This window comes from Streptomyces sp. NPDC041713 (assembly GCF_055591085.1).
On sequence record NZ_JBVIZY010000004.1, the window covers coordinates 613,645 to 632,174 of the forward strand.

Annotated in this window: 12 protein-coding genes; 8 read left to right on the forward strand and 4 right to left on the reverse strand. The window is 73.2% G+C overall.

Annotated elements, in window-relative coordinates:
• The first annotated feature begins 69 nt into the window (after positions 1-69).
• Positions 70-2,859 carry a helix-turn-helix transcriptional regulator gene (locus ACZ6CV_RS15750; protein ID WP_469251324.1) on the forward strand — a complete coding sequence of 930 codons (2,790 nt, stop codon included), beginning with the start codon at positions 70-72 and terminating at the stop codon, positions 2,857-2,859.
• A gap of 579 nt (positions 2,860-3,438) precedes the next feature.
• Here the strand turns inward: ACZ6CV_RS15750 and ACZ6CV_RS15755 are convergent.
• Positions 3,439-4,206, reverse strand: a complete 768-nt coding sequence (locus ACZ6CV_RS15755; RefSeq protein WP_469251325.1) for an SDR family oxidoreductase — start codon at positions 4,204-4,206, stop codon at positions 3,439-3,441.
• 398 nt (positions 4,207-4,604) lie between these two features.
• On the opposite strand from ACZ6CV_RS15755, the gene ACZ6CV_RS15760 reads away from it, so the two are divergent.
• The 6 genes from ACZ6CV_RS15760 to ACZ6CV_RS15785 all read left to right on the forward strand — a co-directional run bounded on the left by ACZ6CV_RS15760 (position 4,605) and on the right by ACZ6CV_RS15785 (position 12,238).
• Positions 4,605-5,345 (forward strand): Clp protease N-terminal domain-containing protein, encoded by a 741-nt coding sequence (locus tag ACZ6CV_RS15760; RefSeq protein WP_469251326.1) that lies wholly within the window; start codon positions 4,605-4,607, stop codon positions 5,343-5,345.
• Positions 5,346-5,568: 223 nt separating this feature from the next.
• The gene (locus tag ACZ6CV_RS15765) at positions 5,569-6,774 is read left to right on the forward strand and encodes a radical SAM protein (protein WP_362360723.1); all 1,206 of its coding nucleotides are present in this window, start codon (positions 5,569-5,571) and stop codon (positions 6,772-6,774) included.
• A gap of 7 nt (positions 6,775-6,781) precedes the next feature.
• Positions 6,782-8,947, forward strand: coding sequence for a DegT/DnrJ/EryC1/StrS family aminotransferase (locus ACZ6CV_RS15770; protein ID WP_469251327.1), 2,166 nt, complete (start codon positions 6,782-6,784; stop codon positions 8,945-8,947).
• Positions 8,944-10,116, forward strand: a complete 1,173-nt coding sequence (locus ACZ6CV_RS15775) for a hypothetical protein (RefSeq protein WP_469251328.1) — start codon at positions 8,944-8,946, stop codon at positions 10,114-10,116. Before ACZ6CV_RS15770 ends, ACZ6CV_RS15775 begins: the two co-directional genes overlap by 4 nt.
• A 7-nt stretch (positions 10,117-10,123) precedes the next feature.
• Entirely contained in the window at positions 10,124-11,272 is a 1,149-nt protein-coding gene (locus tag ACZ6CV_RS15780) for an acyl-CoA synthetase family protein (protein WP_469251329.1), read from the forward strand.
• Positions 11,273-11,377: 105 nt separating this feature from the next.
• A complete protein-coding gene (locus tag ACZ6CV_RS15785; protein ID WP_469251330.1) occupies positions 11,378-12,238 on the forward strand; it encodes a phytanoyl-CoA dioxygenase family protein in 861 nt (286 codons plus the stop codon).
• Positions 12,239-12,301: 63 nt separating this feature from the next.
• Here the strand turns inward: ACZ6CV_RS15785 and ACZ6CV_RS15790 are convergent, their stop codons facing one another.
• The gene (locus ACZ6CV_RS15790; RefSeq protein WP_469251331.1) at positions 12,302-13,333 is read right to left on the reverse strand and encodes a Gfo/Idh/MocA family protein; all 1,032 of its coding nucleotides are present in this window, start codon (positions 13,331-13,333) and stop codon (positions 12,302-12,304) included.
• Positions 13,334-13,355: 22 nt separating this feature from the next.
• Positions 13,356-14,357: a zinc-dependent alcohol dehydrogenase gene (locus tag ACZ6CV_RS15795; protein WP_469251332.1), complete on the reverse strand. Its 1,002-nt coding sequence runs from the start codon at positions 14,355-14,357 to the stop codon at positions 13,356-13,358.
• Positions 14,358-14,579: 222 nt separating this feature from the next.
• Here ACZ6CV_RS15795 and ACZ6CV_RS15800 point away from each other — a divergent pair, with 222 nt between their 5' ends.
• Entirely contained in the window at positions 14,580-16,100 is a 1,521-nt protein-coding gene (locus ACZ6CV_RS15800; protein ID WP_469251333.1) for a glycoside hydrolase family 3 protein, read from the forward strand.
• Positions 16,101-16,145: 45 nt separating this feature from the next.
• Here ACZ6CV_RS15800 and ACZ6CV_RS15805 read toward each other — a convergent pair whose 3' ends face one another.
• Positions 16,146-18,515 (reverse strand): collagenase, encoded by a 2,370-nt coding sequence (locus ACZ6CV_RS15805; RefSeq protein ID WP_469251334.1) that lies wholly within the window; start codon positions 18,513-18,515, stop codon positions 16,146-16,148.
• Positions 18,516-18,530 lie beyond the last annotated feature (15 nt).

Here is an 18,530-nt window from a genome sequence, read left to right on the forward strand (position 1 = left end):
GCCCCGGAAGAAGAGAAACGTCGCTTTCCACATCTCTCCGAAGTCACGGACCGCCGGTACGCTTGACGCATGCTCCTGGGGCGTTCCGCGGAATGCGCTCGTCTTCTCGCTCTCATCGACAAGGCACGCGGGGGCGAGAGCGGCGCCCTGCTCATCCGCGGGGAGGCCGGGATCGGCAAGACCAGCCTGGTCGGCCATGTCGCCGAGCACTCCCACGACCTGCTGCGGATCGGCACGCGCGGCGTCGAGGTCGAGTCCGACCTGCCCTATGTGGGTCTCGCCGATCTGCTCCGGCCCGTCCTGCACTTCCTCGACCGCATCCCGGAGCGCCAAGCGGCCGCGCTCACCGGCGCGTTGGCGCTCGGGCCGGTCTCCCAGGACCGTTTCGCGGTGGCCGCGGGCACGCTCAGTCTGTTCGGCGCGCTCGCCGAGGACGGGCCGGTCCTGGTCACCGTCGACGACGCGCAGTGGCTCGACCCGTACTCCCTGGACGCGCTCGCCTTCGCCACCCGCAGGCTGGGCCGCGAAGGTGTGGTCGTGCTGTTCACCGCGCGCGACGAGGAAGAGGAGACCGCGTCCCGGCTCGCCTCCATCGAGACGTTCACGCTCACCGGCCTCGACCCCGCGTCCGCGCACCGGCTGATGGCCGAGAAGGGCACCGCCGAACTCACCGAGCGGGAGGCGGCCCGGCTGCTCGCGGAGGCGCGCGGCAACCCCCTCGCCCTGATCGAACTGCCCGCGCTCCTCGCCGGCAGCGGCACCGGCGACGAGGCGGACGGCGCCGGGGCGCCGCTGCCCATCGGTGAGATGCTGGCCCACACCTTCGGCAGCGCCGTGGCCAGGCTGCCCTCCGAGGCGCAGGACGCGATGCTGCTGCTCGCCGTCCTCGGGACCCGGCCGCTCGCGGGCACCGAGGCGGCGCTGCGCGCGCACGGGCTCAGCTACGAGTCGCTGGAGGCCGCGGAGGCCGCGGGGCTGGTCGTCGAGGAGCGCGACGGGTACGCCTTCCGGCACCCGCTCGTGCGCTCCGCGGTGTACCACAGCGCCACGCCCGTCCGCCGACGGCGGGCCCACCACGCCATCGCCCGCTCCCTGCAGGGCGCCACCGCCCCGGCCCTCGAGCAGTACGCCTGGCATCTGGCCGCCTCGGGCGCCGGCCCGGACGAGCACGTCGCCTCACTCCTGGAGAACGCCGCGGCCGGCGCCCCGGAGACCCTCGCCTACCCACTGGCCTCGCGGCTGTACGAACGGGCCGCGCGCTTCACCCCGCAGGGGCAGCGCACGGCGGAGCGGCTGCTGTGCGCGGCCCGCGCCTCGCAGGCCGCTGGGTCCCTGAACGAGGCGGCCGCGATCCTGGACCGCGCCCTGGAACACGCCGAACAGCTCGCCACCCAGCTCGACATCCGCCAGCTCCGCTGCTACCTCGACGTACAGCGCGGCCGGCCGACGCGCTCGCGCGAACTGCTCAGGTCGGCCGTCGACGAGGCGGAGAAGGTCGACCCGGCGCTCGCCGCGGTCATGCTCGGCGGCATCGCGCTCACCGAGCTCGCGGTCGGCGACCTCACCGCGGCCCTGCGCACCTCGGCCGCAGCGGTGGAGCTCGCCGACTCCGCGCGCCAACCACTGGTGCCGGTGCGGCTGCTGCACACCCTGATGCTGCTGCTCGGCGGCGACGCCGAGACGGGCCGCGCCCTGCTGCGCGAACTCGCGGGACCGCTCGCCTCGCCCGACCCGACCTTCCCCTACCCGGTGGCCGGGGTGGGCGGCCTGTGCCACCTCTCCGCGGAGGAACTCGACGAGGCGCACGGCCTGTTGGACCGCGCCGCGTACACGGCGCGCGGTTCCAGTGCGGTCGGACTCCTCTCGCATCTGCTCGGGACGCTGTCGGTGGTCGAGTTCTGGCGGGGCCGCTGGACGCCGTCGCTCGCCCACGCGGACGAGGCGGTGCGGCTCGCGGAGGCCTCCGGGCAGCTGATCGAGGTGTCGCGCGGGCTCGGCGCCCTGGTCAGGACCGAGGCCGCGCTCAACCGCGAGGAGGACTGCCGGCGGCACGCGGCGCAGGCCATGGAGTGGGCCGCCTCCACCGAGCTCCAACTGGACGCGGCGCGCGCGCTCGGCGGGCTCGGCCTGCTGGAGCTCGGTCTCGGCCGCTTCGAGGAGGCGGTGCACCATCTGGAGGAGGTACGGGCGTTCTCGCGGCGGCACGGGCGGGGCGACGGCCTGTATCTGACGTGGGCGGCGGACCTGGCGGACGCGTACGTCCATCTGCACCGGACCGCCGAGGCGCGCGAGGTTCTCGACGTCCTGGAGTACGAGGCGGGCCGCGGCCACCGTCCCGTCACGGCGGGGGCGGCCGCCCGGTGCCGCGGGCTGCTGGAACCGGGGGACCCGGAGGCCGCGTCGCGGCACATGAAGCGCTCCCTCGCGCTGTTGTCGGAGCGTCCGGTGCCCTTCGAGCGGGGGCGGACGGAGTTCGCGTGGGGCGAGCAGTTGCGCAGGCAGGGCAGGCGCAGCGAGGCCCGGCGCCTCCTTGAGCGGGCGCTCGCCACGTTCGAGCGGCTCGGCGCGACGGGCTGGGCGGCGCGGGTGGCCGCCGAGCTGCGTGCCGCGGGCGGCACCGAAGTGCGGCCGGAGCGGGCGCCGTTGGAGCGGCTCACGCCGCAGGAGCTGCAGGTCGCGCTGGTGGTCGGGCGGGGTCTGACCAACCACGAGGTGGCGGAGCGGCTCTTCCTCAGCGTGAAGACGGTCGAGTTCCACCTGAGCAACATCTACCGCAAGCTCGACGGGGTGCACCGCAGGGCGCAGCTGGTCCGGCTGCTCGCGCGGGCGGCGGAGTCCCCGGAGGTCTCCGGGGTGTGACCGGGCGGGGCGGTTCGGGCCGGGCGAGGCGATTCGGGCGGGGCGGTTCGGGCCGGGCGGGGCAGTCCGGGCGACCGGACCGTCGGGCCGGGCCGGCCGGAGTCCGGATCCGCCGCGCGCCGTCGTGCGGCACCCCTCAGCCGCACGGGCAGCAATGGCGCGCGCAGGACCCGGATGCGGTCCCGCACCCGAGCGGGGGCGCCGTGGCACCCCCGTCCCCCGCCCTTGCGACGGTCGCTCCCCCGATCCCGGCGGACCCTCCGGCCGTACACCCCCGTAGTACGTCCGGTCACCGGTGTTGCTCCCCCGAGCCCGGTGTGTCGGGTCCGCCGCGCCTCCGCGACCGTGGGTATACCTTCCCGCCGTCCGCGCTCGGGGGCGACCGTGAAAACCCTGGAGTACGGGTACGGGGGCCGGGGTGGCCGGCCGGGCGCGGAGGGAGGGGTGGGGCGGACGGGACGCGCGGCCTCGAACGTGAGGTCGGCGAGCCGGCTCCCCACCCGTCCAACGAGGGTGCCCGCTGCCCGAACCCAGGGTTTTCCTCGGGGAGTTCGGGCCCGGCGACCCCTCACTCCTCTCTCAACTCGCCCCCCAGCCGCCGTCCACGGGGAGCGAGGTGCCGGTGATGTAGCCGGTGTGCGGGCCGCAGAGCCAGCGGACGGCGGCGGCGACCTCGGCGGGTTCGATGAGCCGCTTGATCGCCGAGCGGTCCAGGAGGACGTCCGCGACGACGTCCTGCGGGGCGATGCCGTGCACGGCGGCCTGGTCCGCGATCTGTCCCTCGACCAACGGGGTACGGACATAGCCGGGGTTGACGCAGTTGCTGGTCACACCGTGCGCGGCCCCCTCCAGGGCGGCGACCTTGCTGAGCCCCTCCAGGCCGTGCTTGGCGGCGACGTACGCGGACTTGAAGGGGCTGGCCCGCAGCCCGTGCATGCTGGAGATGTGCACGGCGCGGCCCCAGCCCCGCGCGTACATGTACGGCAGGCAGTGGCGGAGCAGGAGGAAGGGCGCGGTGACCATCAGGCGCTGGATCAGCTCGAATTGGGCGGGGTCGAACTCCTCGATGGGGGCCACGTGTTGGGTGCCGGCGCTGTTGACGAGGACGTCGATGTCGGCGGGCAGGCGTGGGATCGCGCTCGCGTCGGTGAGGTCGAGGGCGTGCGGGACGCCTCCGACGGCGTCGGCCACCGCCTTGGCCGACTCGGCGTCGACGTCCACGACATGCACGAGCGCGCCGACCGCCGCGAGCGCCTCGACACAGGCCCGCCCAATGCCACTGCCGCCCCCGGTCACGAGGGCGGTACGCCCGGTGAGGTCCACGCCGTCGGTGGTTTCGCTCGTCATACCTGGCACGGTAGACAACGGGCACGGGTCCTTCCCATGGTTCTGGGCACCATAGGGCGGCGGGGTGGGGTGTGGGTGGGTGCTGGGGGTGGGGTGGCTCACGGGAGCAGCCGGCGTTGATCGCGTCGAAGTCACGTCGGCTGACGACCCGTCCGTGTACGTGCGTTGATCTGCGGGGACGACCTCCCCAGGATGAGCCTTGCCACCTCGAACCGGCACGGGTGACGTGATCCGCGGCGCCGACCTCACGAGGAAGTTCCGGGCGGACCTTCCCTGACCCTGAGGCACCGGGCGGTCGCCCTCATATCCGGCCGGATCCGTACATCCGGCCGGATCCGCTCGAAGCCAGTGTCAACTGAAGGTTGACAGTCGCCGAACTGTCAACCTAAGGTTGCGCCATGACGACTCCCGACCGCACGACGGCCCAGCCACCGATCCGTCTCGACGACCTCATCGACGCCATCAAGACGGCCCACAGCGACGCCTTGGAGCAGCTCACCGACGCGGTGATCGCGGCCGATCACCTCGGTGACGTCGCCGACCACCTCATCGGCCACTTCGTCGACCAGGCACGCCGCTCGGGCGCCTCCTGGACCGACATCGGCAAGAGCATGGGCGTCACGCGCCAGGCGGCCCAGAAGCGGTTCGTCCCCAAGAAGCCGGGCGAACCCTCCGACCTCGACCCGAGCCAGGGCTTCGGCCGCTTCACCCCGCGCGCCAGGAATGTCGTGATGGCCGCGCACAACGAGGCCAAGGCCGCCCACCACGACCAGGTGGGCGCCGGGCACCTGATCCTCGGCCTGCTCACCGAGCCCGACGCGCTGGCGGCGCAGGCCGTCGTCGCCGCGGGCGTCCCCCTGGAGGACGTCCGCCGGGCGGCCCTCGCCGGGCTGCCCGACGCGGCCGCCGACGTGCCCGAACTCGTCCCGTACGACGCGGACGCGCGCAAGGTGCTCGAACTGACCTTCCGCGAAGCCCTGCGGCTCGGCCACAACTACATCGGCACGGAACACCTCCTGCTCGCCCTCGTCGAGTTCGAGGACGGCGCGGGACCGCTCACCGGCCTCGGCCTGCAGAAGGACGGCATCACGAGCTGGGTCACCGACGCCATCGGCAAGCTCACCCCGCCGAAGGACTGACCCTCCGCCCGCCCCGGCGGGTGGGCCCCGATCCGCGCACGGGGCCCACCCGCCGGGGCGCCCGCGATTACCACGTACGACCCCCGTCGCAACAGACCGGCAGGCCTGATTCCGCCATCAACGACCGTGTTGTCTAGACCCGTTGACAGCGATTCCGGCGCTCCCTAGTGTCCCCACCACCGCGAGAAAACGTCACCGCACATCGATCATGCGTGGGGGGTTCGTGAACAGCACACCTGGTGCCCGCGACATCGAAATGGCAGCCCCCCAGAATCGCGAAGGACTGCCCATCGTCAGTCTCGATCAGGCCCATTCGCCGCAGAAGGTCCTCGCCCACGGTGAATTGCTGCGGCGGTTCGTGGCGGACGAGGAGATCAAACCGGTCCACATGCGGATCGGCATCATGGGCGCCTGCAATATGCGCTGCAATTTCTGCAACTTCCACTCCCCCAACGAAGAGCAGTTCTACGACCTGTTCTCGTTCAAGGACTCCATCGCCACCGACAAGGCGGTCACGCTGCTGCGCGAGTTCGCCGCGAACGACGGGCGCGCCGTGACCTTCTGCGGCAGCGGCGAGTGCACGATCCACCCGGGTTACGCGGAGATCTGCCGCGAGGGACATGCGGCCGGGCTGCGCATCGGGCTCATCACCAACGGCTCGCGCCTGGGCCGCCCCAAGGTCGCCGACTGCGTCGCCGCGACCCACACCTGGGTCCGCATCGGCCTGAACGCCGGCACGGAAGCCACCTTCGACGACATCACGCGCGACCGCGAGCAGACGTTCTCGAAGTTCATCGGCTCGGTCGGCAGGCTCAGGGAGAACGCCGTCGATCCGGATTTCCGCATCGGCTTCAACTACGTCATCACCCTGCAGAACTACCGGGAAATCATGGCGGCGGCCCGCATCGCCCGTGAGTCCGGGGCGCATTACGTGCGGTTCGAGCCGGAGTTCTACAGCGCGCTCGGCCACGAGACCATCGAATCCGTGATGCCGGAGATCTCCGAATCCCTCACCCGCGCCGCGGAACTCTCCACGGACGCCTTCGAGGTGTCGGTGCCGAAACTCGACCGCGGCCCGATGGACCAGGTCGAAGAGGTCGAGGGCGACTTCGAGCGCTGCCACTACAGCCGTTTCGTCACGGCCGTAGGCGCCGACGGAAATCTCTACCCGTGCCCGCAGGTGCACCTCAACAGCCGCTATCTGATCGGCAATGTCGTCGAGCAGGGGTACGCGGAAGTCCTGGAGGGCGGCCCGCGCGCCGAGTGGGAGGCGTCCAACCCGCGCAGGACCGACCTGTGCAAGTCCTGCTTCTACCGCCCGCAGAACGAGCTCCTGGAACTCCTCAAACGCGGCCAGATCAAACTCGACGAGGCCCTGGACGCGTACGCGCTGGAAGTGCCGAGCACCTTGCACGGCGACTTCGTCTGAGCCGCGCATGCAGCGACGTCACCTTCAACGGCTCCTCTCCGCCGAGCCGACCCTGCGGTACGCGAAGAGCGCCGACTCCGCCGACCCCGCCGACGGCGGACACGCGGACCGGGCCCGCCGGATCCGTGCCGTCGTCGAGCGGCTGGCCCGCGTCGACCACGCGCCGCTCTCCGTCACCGGGTCGACCGCCTCGGTCCGCGACGGCCTGCACCGCGAGCGGCTCCAGTTCGACTCCCCCGTACGCGGCGCCTTCCACGGCACCCTCCTCGCACCGGCCGACGCCCCGGCCCAGACCTCGGCCCACGCGCCGGCAAGACCCGGCGTGCTCGTCCTCGGCGGCAAGAACGCTCGCCTGGACCAGCTGACCGGTGACGTGCCGCCGGACCACCCCGACCGCAACGTCGCCGAACAGCTGGCCAGGGCCGGTTGCGTCACGCTCTCCTTCGACCACGGCATCGGCGGCACCCTGGACGCCGACCGCAGGGCCGGCCGGGACGAGGGGACGCTGCTCGCCCACGCCTTCGCGCTCACCGGCCGCTCGCTGCTCGGCGCGCTCACCGGCGACGCCCTCGGCGCGCTCGACGTACTCGCCGCACACCCGCTCGTCGATCCGGAGCGCGTCGGCCTCTTCGGCCACAGCCTCGGCGCGGCGGTCGCCCTGCACACCGCGCTGCTCACCGGGCGCCGGGGCGTCCCGCTCTGCGCTGCCAGTCACCTCGGCAGCTATCCGGCCCTGTACGAACGGCTGTTGACCGGCCACGAGGGGGCGGTGCTCCCCGGCATCCTGGACTACGCCGACCTGCCCGACCTGTACGGCGCCCTCGCCCCGGCGCCCCTCCACCTCCAGTACGGCACGGCCGACGCCTATCTGGAACCGGCCGACGCGCGCGCGGCGGCCGACGCGGTCCGGGAGGCGTACGCCGCGGCGGGCGCCGACGCCGAGATCCACGAACTCCCCATGGGCCACGGCACCCACGTCGGCCACGCGGCGGACTTCTTCGCCCGCACGCTCGCCGGAAATCGGCGGCCCGCCGATGCCGCCGTGCCCGCCCAGCGCATCCACTTCACCGTCGACGACCGCCGGGCCGTCCTCGACCGCGTCGACGCCGCGCTCGCCTCCGGGATCCTCACCCAGGGCCCGCAGGTGGCCCGCTTCGAGGAGCTCGCCCGCCCCTGGACCGGCGCGGACACCGCTGCGGTCGCCTCCGGCTCCGCGGCCCTGGAGATCGCGCTGCGTGTCATCGGGGTAGCGGGCCGCACCGTGCTCGTACCGGTCAACACGTTCTTCGCCACGGCGGCCGCCGCCGTGCGCGCCGGGGCGGCCGTCCGTTTCGTCGACATCGAACTCGACGGCCTCGGCATGGATCCAGGCGCCCTGCGGGCCGCGCTGGCCCGCCATCCCGACACCGCCGCCGTGCTGCCCGTGCACATCGGCGGCATCGTCTCGCCCGCGCTCGACGCGGTGCTCGCGGACTGCCACCAGCACGGCGTCCCCGTGGTGGAGGACGCCGCGCACGCCCTCGGAGCCACCCTCCACGGGCGCCCGGCCGGAAGTCTCGGCCGGTTCGGCGCCTTGTCCTTCTTCCCCACGAAGGTCGCCGTCAGCGGTGAGGGCGGCTTGCTCAGCGCCGCGTCGGCGGACGACCTGGAGCAGGTACGGCGCTGGCGCGACCACGGCAAGAGCGCCCAGGGCTCCACCCTGCACGACCGGCCGGGCTCCAACTGGCGGCTCAGCGAACTGCACGCCGCCGTCGGCACGGTGGACCTGGAGCGCTTCGCCGGCACGCTCGCGGCCCGCCGAGCGCTGGCCGCCCGCTACGACGCGCTGCTCGCCGACGTCCCGGGAGTCCGGCCGCACCCCGTACCCACCGGATCGGACAGCAACTTCTACAAATACCTCGTCTATGTGGCCCCCGACGCGCCGCTCGACCGCCCGCTCCTGAAGAAGCGGCTGCGCGAACGGCACGGCGTGAGCCTCGCCGGTGAGGTCTACGACCATCTGCTCTGCGACCACCCCTACTTCGCGCCGCAGCGCGAACAGGACGCCGCAGACGGGGCGTTCACCCGGGCCCGCTGGTTCGCGCGCCACCACATCGCCCTGCCGCTGTACCCGTCCCTCACCGAGGCCGAGCAGATACGGGTGGCCGCCGCGCTCCGCAGCGAGCTGCCGTGACCACCGTGCTCCACGCGTTCCGCGGGGGCGCGTGGCGGACGTCGGCCGACCGCGCCCCGCTGCCCGGCACACCGGACCGGGAACTCTCGCTGGTGCCCGAGATCGTCGCCGACGCCGACCGGCGCTGGTGGCAGAGCACACTGCCCGGCCTGCCGCCACTCACCGACCCCCGTGAACTCCTGCTCGCCGCAGTGGAGTTGTTCGACCGCGGCACGCTCACCGTCGGGGGGGTCGGCAAGCAGAGCGCCGACGCCTTCCGCTCGGCGCTGTGGGAGAGCGCCGGGCTGCCCAGCCCGCTGGTCGACCGGTGGTGCGGGATGCTCCGGTCCGGACTCCTCGCCCAGGGCGAGGCGCCCGCGCCCGACGAGCGTCTCGCCCTGGTCGCGCTGCCGGGCAACACGTTCACCTGCCTGGAGTCGGTCTGCGAGCAGGCGGAGCGTTCGGCGGGCGTGTGGGTGCGTCCGAGCCGGCGCGAACCGCTCTCCGCCGCCCGGTTCGTCGCCGCCCTGCTCGCGGCCGGCTGGCCCCCGGCCCGCGTCGGCTTCTACCCGGGCGCGCGGCCATCCCTGAAGGGTCTGGTGCGGCTCACGGACCGGCAGATCGTGTACGGCGGCGCGAGGCTCGCCGCCGCGGTGCGCGACTCCCCCGGCCTCACGCTGCACGGTCCCGGCCGGGGCTGCGCCCTCGTACCGGCGGACATGCCGACGGGCGAGGCGGTGTCCTGGCTGCTGCCGCTGGTCGCGGCGGACGCGGGCCGGTTCTGCAGCAACGTACGGACCGTCATCTGCGCGGAACCCGGCCGGGCGGAGCCCCTGGCGCGGGCCCTCGCCGCCGCCCTTGACGCGCTTGCGCCCGACGGCGAGTGGCCGCTGACCGCGTTCCGTGAACCGGGGGCGGCGGAGCGAGCGGCCCGTGCCGTCCGCGACCGCCTCCGCCCCGGCGACCGCGTCCTCACCGGCCGCGCACCCGGCCCCCCGTTCACCGACGACCAACGCGCGACTCCCCAACTGGTGCTACTGGCAGACCACTTGGCGGACGCTACGCCCCTCCCCCACCCCCTGATCGGATACGAGGTCCCCTATCCCTTCGCCGCCGTTCTGAGCGCGTCCCGCGAGGCCGAGCGGGCCATCACCGCCGAGTCCCTGTTCGTGTACCGCCCAGCGAAGTGAGGCCCGCATGACCGTCACCTTCGGCACGCTGCCCGAGGCACTGCGCGAGCGCGTACCGGAGCTGGGCGTCGACCTCGACACCTGGACGCGCCGGATGATGCGCTGGCACTTCGACGCGGAGACCGGCAGCCCCTTCTGGGTCGGCCGCCGCGCCAAGCTCGGCTTCGACCCGGTCGCGGACATCGGCGGCTTCGCCGACCTGGCGCGCTTCGGGCTTTTCGACAAGGCCGAGCTGCGCGCCGCGAGCGCCCGCGATCTGCTTCCGCGCGGCTACCGCGACCGGCCCTTCCGGGTCTTCGAGACCGGCGGCAGCACCGGCGCGCCGTGCCGGATCGTCAACGTCACGCGGCTCGCGTACGACGTCGAGATCTACCGCACCGTGCTGGAGGCGCGCGGGGTGGCCGGCGGTGACGTGCTCGCGATGACGCCGAGCGGCCCGCACGCGTACGGGCACTTCGTCGAGGGCCTCGCGGACAGCTGGCGCGGCGCCGTGCACGCCATCGACTTCGATCCGCGCTGGGTGAAGACCGCGCTGCGCTCGGGCGGCGACGCGGACGCATACACCGGACACCTGATCGACCAGACGCTCGCGCTGCTGGCCGCCGAGCATCCCTCACTGCTCTTCACCACGTCCCGGCTGCTCGTGGAGCTCGCCATGCGGCTGCCGCGCCCGCTGCACACGTACGGCATCCGCGCCGTCTGCACCGGTGGCACCTCGTGCACCGCCGCCGAGGCCGAGTTCCTGCGCGAGGAGCATCTGCCGGGGGTGCAGTGGATCGACACCTACGGCAACACCCTGGTCGGCCACGCCCTGCAGGCAGATGTCCTGCAGGGCGGCGTCCTGCAGGCTGACGCCGGGCGGGGAGCGCCGTCCGTGCCCGGCGGGACCGGGCACTCCTACCATCTGCCGCCGCCCTTCGCGGTGTTGACGGTCGTCGACCCGGCGGACCCGTGGCGCGAGGTCGAGGTGGGGCAGCGGGGCCGGGTGCGGACCACGACCCTCCTGGAAGACCTGTTCCTGCCCCACCTCCTGGAGCGGGACAGCGCGGTCAGGACCGGGCCGCACCCCTGGTTCCCGTGGGACGGCGTCGCCGCGGTGCGGCCCTTCCTGGAGGACTCGGCGGGCGCCGAGGAGGCGGTGGAGGGCGTCTACTGAACCGAAGGGCTGCAGGACCCGAAGTACCGAAGGAAGAACGGAATCAAGGGACGGAACCAAGAACGGAACGAAGATTCAGGGATCGAGGGATCGAGGGACACGCACGTGAACCTGTCGTCGAACGGCGTACCCATACCCTTCACGCCGGAGCTCTTCGGCCCGCTGCGCTCCAGCGCGGACCTCCTGGCTCGGGCGGACCCCGGCGCGCTGCGGGAACGGCTGCACGCGGACGGCTGTCTGTATCTGCCGGGGCTGCTCGACCGCGCGGAGGTCCTGAGGCTGCGCGGCCGGTACTTCTCGCTCTTTCCGCCGGGGCTGCTGGCGCCGGGCACCGGACCCGAGGACGGGGTGTTCTCGGGGCGCGTGCCCGCGGGCGTCCCGGAGCACGGCGTGGCGGGCCACCCGGCGCACACGTTCGTCCGCTCGGCCCCCTTCCACGACTTCGTGAGCAACCCCGCCCTCGCCGAACTCGCCGCCCAACTCCTGGACGGCAAGGCGGAGATGCTGCCGCGCCGCATCCTGCGCCACTTCCACCGGGGCACCCGGCGCGCCTCCCGCGCCCACGTCGACTTCGACTACATGGACCAGGGGTCGCCGCGCGTCGTCACGTTCTGGATCCCGGTCGGCGACTGTCCGCCGCGGACCGGCGCGCTGGTGTATCTGGAGGGCTCCCACCGGCTGCCGCCCGAGGAGTACGCGGCGCTGCGCGACGTCACGGACCGGCCCGGTGACCGTCGGCAGATCTGCCACGACCTGGAGCTGACCGCGCGGACGCTCGGGCGGCGCTGGCTGCACACGGACTTCGCCGCGGGCGACGTGATGGTGCATCTGCCGCGGATCATCCACGCGTCCCTGGACACGACGACGGACGCGATGCGGCTGTCCGTCGACGCGCGCTTCGTCCACGCGGACGACACGCCGGACCCGCGCTGGCTGCGGGCCTGGTCGGCGGACGACGGGGCCTGAACTCCCGTACATGCAGCGCTAGTTCTGCCAAATGCGACCAGTGCCGTGATCCGTACGCGTGGTTCAGCCCCAGGGGCGGACCGCCCGTCCGCCCGCCGCGTCCGAGCGCTCCGCCGCCACCAGTACGTCGTCGACAAGGCGCGCCTCCGCGACCGGGCACACCGGAGCCGCGCCGGTCGCGACCGCGGCCGCGAAGTCGGCGAGCAGATCCTGGTGCGGATTGGCCGCGGGCGGCAGCAGCGCCGGTGAGGGCCCCACGACGCCCTCGATGCGGCCGGAGTCGAGGGGGTCGAGCGTCAGGGTGCGGCCACCGCCCGTGAACCGCATCCGGTCCACGGGCGGCCCGTCGCCCCACTCCACGCGGCAGTGCGCGCGCACTCCGCTCCGCCAGCGCAGGACCAGGTCGGCCTGCCGCTCCGCGCCCAAAGGGAAGCGCGCGCCCAGTCGGGCCGTGATCGTCCGGGGCCGCCCGAACAGGTGGAGCAGCAGGTCGATCCGGTGGCTTCCGGCGTCCGCGAGGACGCCGCCGCCCGACACGGCCGGGTCGGTGCGCCAGCGCATCGGGTCGTCGGGGCCCGGCGCGAAGGCGCACCGGAACCGCACCTCCACCCGGTCCGGCGCCCACCCGGCGAGCTCCTCGCGCAGCCGCCGCACGGCGGGCGCGAGCCTGCGGTAGTAGGCGACCCCCGCGCACGGGCCCGCCCCGCCGCCTGTGACCGCCCCGCCGGCTCCGAGATTCCCGACGACTCCGAGATTACCGGCGAGCGGCTTCTCGATCAGTGCGGGGATCCCGGCGGCCAACACCGCACGGGCGAACGGCACATGGTGCACAACGGGCGTGGCGACGTACACCGCGTCGACGTCGGACAGCAGCAGCTCGGGGTCGTCGCCGGACCTCGCGACGGCGTACCGCTCGGCGATCCGGGCCGCCCGGTGCGGATCTCGGCCCCAGAGGGCCACCGGCTCCTCGCCCAGCGCGTGCAGGGCGGGCAGAACGCGACGGGTCACGATGTCGCCGTAACCGGCGATGCCCCATCTCACGCGGCCACCGCCACGGTCACGGTCGCCGCCACGGCCATCGCCACGGCCCGGCACCTTGCCCTCACACCGATGCGCGTCAGGGGACGATCGCCACCTTCAGCGTCTCCGGCGGCGGACCGTCGTAGGGGGCCGTTTCGGCGTCCGGGTAGAGGGAGCGGCTCGCGGAGAGCTGCTCCATGGCCTTGGGGAGCTCGTCCAGGGGATACGTGTGGGTGTGCAGGTCGGGCAGGCGCAGGGCGTCGGTGCGGCGGTGCGCGAGGCGTTCGGCGACGGCGAGCGCCTCCGCCCGCGCGGTGTCCAGCGGTTCGGCGGAGCTGTGCACGCGCAGGCCCTTGCGCTCCCAGGTGACCAGGTCGACGGTGACGTGCGTGTCGACGTGGTGGGTGCCGAGGAGGACGACGAGGCCGTTCTGGCGTACGAGCGCCACGCAGGCGTTGAGGGTCGTAGGGGTGCCGACGGCGTCGACCGCCACGTCGAAGTCGGCTCCGACGGCGACGAGTTGTTCGCAGCTGCCGTCCACGCGGCGGACCGCGTCGGCGCCCGCCGCGGAGGACCGCTCCAGGCGCCAGTCGTCGAGGTCCACGGCGACGACCTCGGCGGCGCCGCGTGCCACGGCGACCCGCAGCGCCATCTGCCCCACGGGCCCCTGCCCGACGATCGCGACGCGGTCGCCGAGCCGCACGCCCCGGGTGGCGTGCACGGCCAGCGGCAGGAGCTGCAGGGTCGCGCCCTGCTCGAACGGCACGGAGTCGGGCAGCGCGCCGACGGATATCTCCCGGGCGAGCGCGAAGTCCGCGTACCCGGTGGTGAGCGGCGTCCGCACGAACACCCGCTGTCCGGGCACGACACGGCTCACCCCGGCGCCGGTGGCCTCGACGACCCCGGCGACCTCATGGCCGAAACAGCCCTGGGAACAGTGGTCGCGGAGCCCGTAGTAGTGGAAGTAGGCCAGGTCGCTGCGGTTGCAGACCGTGCAGGCCCGTACCCGCACGAGCACCTCCAGCGGTCCCGGTTCGGGCACCGCGACATCCGTGACCAGCCGGATGTCGCGCCTGCCGACGAGCTCGTACCTGCGCATGGCCTTCTCCCCTCAGCGGTTGCCACCGGCGGAAGTTCCAAGGATTCCCCAACTCGCGCCGCCTCATGGTGGATTCGCCCGCCTCGACCGGTTCCGCCTCCTTGACAGCCCTGTTCGGTACGAGCCAATATCCACTATCCGATTGGCCTGGACCAATCAGCAGGAGCCCCGCCCCTCGCCCCGTTCCCCGCCTGTCCCACCCGCAACTTCGGAGGTCGCGCCATGGCATCGAGCAGTGACCCGACTCTGGAGCACCTCGCCCGCTCCGTGCTGCAGCCCGGCTTCGAGGGCACCACGGCCCCCGACTGGCTGCGCCGCGCGATCGGTGAGGGTCTGGGCTCCGTCGTGCTGTTCGCGCGGAACATCGAGACCCCCGAGCAGGTCGCCCGGCTCACCGCCGAGCTGCGCGCGGAGAACCCCGACCTGATCGTCGCCATCGACGAGGAGGCGGGCGACGTGACCCGCCTGGAGGCCTGGACCGGCTCGTCCCGGCCGGGCAACCTCGCCCTCGGCGCGGTCGACGACATCGACCTGACCGAGCGGGTCGCGCACGACATCGGCCGCGATCTGCACGCCGCGGGCGTCTCCCTCAACTTCGCGCCCAGCGCCGACGTCAACTCCAACCCCCTCAACCCAGTGATCGGCGTACGCTCCTTCGGCTCCCGCACCGACGTCGTCTCCCGCCACACCGCCGCCTGGATCCGCGGTCTGCAGGCCGCCGGCGTCGCCGCCTGCGCCAAGCACTTCCCCGGGCACGGCGACACGGTCGTCGACTCGCACTACGGGCTGCCGCAGGTGCAGGGCTCCGCGGAGGAGATCGCCCTCACCGCGTTGCCGCCGTTCATCGCGGCGATGGAGGCGGGCGTCCGCGCGGTGATGACCGCGCACCTGCTCGCCCCCGCCTACGACCCGGACCTGCCCGCGACCCTCAGCCACCGCATCCTGGTCGAATTGCTGCGCGGAGAGCTGCACTTCGACGGCCTCCTCGTCACCGACGGCATCGAGATGGGCGCGGTCACCGACCGCTACGGCATCGACGGGGCGACGGTGAAGGCCGTCGCCGGTGGCGTGGACGCGGTCTGCGTGGGCGGCGAGAGCGCCGACGAGGCCACCTTCGACCTCCTCTCGACGGCCCTGGTGAAGGCGGTCATCGACGGCACCCTCCCCGAGGCGCGGCTCGTCGAGGCGAGCAGACGCGTCCACGAGTTCGCGACCTGGTCCGGCGAGCGGTCCCGGGCCGTGGCGCGCGACGCGGGGCCCTCCGACATCGGCCTGGTCGCGGCCCGGCGCGCGGTGCGGGTGCGCCACCGCGCGGGCACGGCGGACGCGGCGCTCCCGCTCGCCGGCACCCCGCACGTCGTGGAGCTCTCCCCCACGATGAACCTCGCCGTCGACGGCCACACCCCCTGGGGCGTCGCGGCCCCCCTGCGCCATCTGCGCCCCGGCACGACATCGGTGCGCCTCACGGAGACCGAACTCGCCCACGCGGACGATCTGTTGACCCGAGCGGTCCTGGCCCCGGCGACGGGCCGGGCCCTGGTGGTCGTGGTCCGCGACGCGGCCCGGCACCGCTGGATGACCGACACCCTCAACCGGATCCTGCGCAACCGCCCCGACGCCCTCGTCGTGGAGATGGGCGTCCCCTCGGGTGACGCGCTCGGCGCCACCCACCTCGTCACGCACGGCGCGACCCGGGTGTCGGGCATCGCGGCGGCGGAACTGCTCGCGGGCGCCGCGGGCTGATACGGGATGTCGGGGCGACGCGGCCTGATGCGGGGGCGGCGCGGCTCAGCCCTTCAACGGGCCCTCGCAGGCGAAGTCCGCACTCCCCGCGCGCCCGTCGGACCAGATGTCCACCTCACCGAACGTGCAGTTCATGTCGGCCAGGTTGTTGTCCCCCTTCGCGGCCCGGTCCAGGAGGTAGTAGTCCACCGTCTCCGACATGTCCTCGAAGACGGCGTCGGCGTCGCCGGACGCGCTCAGGTTCGCGGTGATGCGGCCCGTGCAGGCGTAACGCGGGCGCTCCTTCGCCCCGTTGGCGCGACAGGAGGGCGTGATGCCGGTGGTCGCGGCGAGGGAGGCGCGGACCTGTTCCGCGGTGGTGTCGCGGAGTCGCGCGAGCGGGACGTACGTCGTGTCGGGCACGAAGAGGTCGTCGACGTGGGCGATCTGCCGGTCGAGGAAGGCGTCGTACCGGCTCTGCAACCCGCCGTCCCTGCCCAGCCGATTGCGCCAGGCGTCGAAGGCGGCCGGGTCGTCGGCCCGCAGATGGCGGTACATCTCCTTGAGCAGCGCGGGGCGTTCGGTCCACAGGAACTCGAAGAACGTGCCGGCGTAGTCGTAGAAGCGGAAGCCGTCGCCGTCGTAGGTGGCGTGCAGGAGCTGGTCCACGGTCATCCGCGGCCCGCCGTTCGCCGTGTCCTCGATGATGCCCCGGACCAGTGACTTGCGGACCTTGATGCCGTCGTCGCGGGTGGCGCCGTCGAAGAACTCGGCGGTGCCCTCGTCCATCGCGGTGGTCCGGTCGCCCGCGTACCACGGGCCCTCGCCGAAGAAACCGGGCACCGCCCAGCGGCCGTTGAGGTAGTGCGTGTACTCGTGCCGGAAGAGCTCCTCCAGCGTCAGCGTGGAGTCCTGCGGGACGCGCCGCTGGTACGTGTAGAAGGTCGCGCCCTGCTCGATGTAGACGCCGCCGTTGTCGGTACCCATGCCGGTGAGCAGCGGGTGGTAGTTCTCGTAGTCGGCGCGCGAGGCGTAGAGGATGGTCGTCAGACCGGTGTTGGGGTCACCGGCGAGCGGCTCCTCGGTCCCCACGACGCGGTGGAACTGCGCCTTGACCTGCTTGCTCGCGTAGTACAGCTGGTCCACGGCGTCCCGGCCGAGCGCCGTGCGGACCTTCATGCCGCCCTTGTCGTACGTGTAGGTGTACGGGAAGAGGCGGCGCTCGATGTCCGCCTTGCACACCTTGTACGGGGCGCAGGCGCCGAACTCGTTCAGCCAGGTGGCGACCTTGGCCCAAGGGGCGCTTCCCTCACCGAAGTTGCGGGTGGTGGTGGCCACCAGTGCGCCGAGCCCGGCGACGATCTCGTCGGTGAGCCCGTCGACCTGGCCGAGCCTGCCGTACTCGCTCAGCGCGTCCCGCACCACCCAGGCGTTGCCGCTGTCCTTGAGGTGGGTGTAGCCGCCGAAGGCCTTGAACGCGGCGCGGTAGGAGGAGTCGGCCCGCACCGCCGCGTGGAAGGCGTCGTCGTGGTTGCCGGGGTACACGCCGAGATAGTTCAGGGAGAGCGCGGCGAGCGCGGAGCCGCCCCACGCCGCGTCCTTCGCCGTGTTCGGGTGGGCGCCGTCCATGGTGGTCAGGACCCTTTTGATGAGCGGGAGTTGGTGCTGGCGCAGACCGGGCGCGCTCGCCGCGTAGAGGGCCTCGCGCAGCGACTCGGCGTTGGTCCGGGTCGCGTCGAAGGTGCGGGCGGCCGAGCCGAAGGTGTCCACGGCGCGGCGCATGGCGGCCACGGTCGGTGCGTCGGTGACGTCGATCTCGTCGTGCGAGAAATCCTGGTACGCGACGGCGTGGAGATAGGTGAGCAGCTCCAGGAGGTGACTGCCGTTCTTGCCGTCGTGGGCGGGAGCGAGCCGGGTGACGCGGTCGGAGACGGCCTGGACGTGGGCGTCCGACATGACCGGCGCGAGACGCGCGTCCCAGGTCCAGATGAGGGTGCTCAGACAGTCGTCGGCGGTGACGGCCGGGTCGACGAGGAAGTCGGCGAAGCGCTCGGGCGAGAGTCCGGTGACGCCGTCGAGGGTGCAGGGCGCGACCACGGGGCGGGTGGTGTGCCGCTCTTTCGCAGGTGCCGTCGACTCCGACTTCGGCTTCGGCTTCGGCTTCGACGGGCGGGCTCCCGGGGTGCGGCCGTCGCGCAGCCCATCGGGTGCGGGGAGCTCGGCGGCGCTCGGCCGGGGCGCCTTCGCCCTGCGGTCGACGACGTCCAGGGGGTTGGGCGCGGCGGGCGCGGGGGCCGTCGCGGCGGTGCGGGCCGCGGCCTCCTGGGCGGAGGGGGCGGCCGCATATCCGTACTGGGCGGCGGTGAGGCAGAGCGTCGCGGCTATCGCGCCGGCGAGCGCGGATCTGCGCAGGGTGCGTGGTCGTGGCTGGGACACCGATGGCTCCTGAGG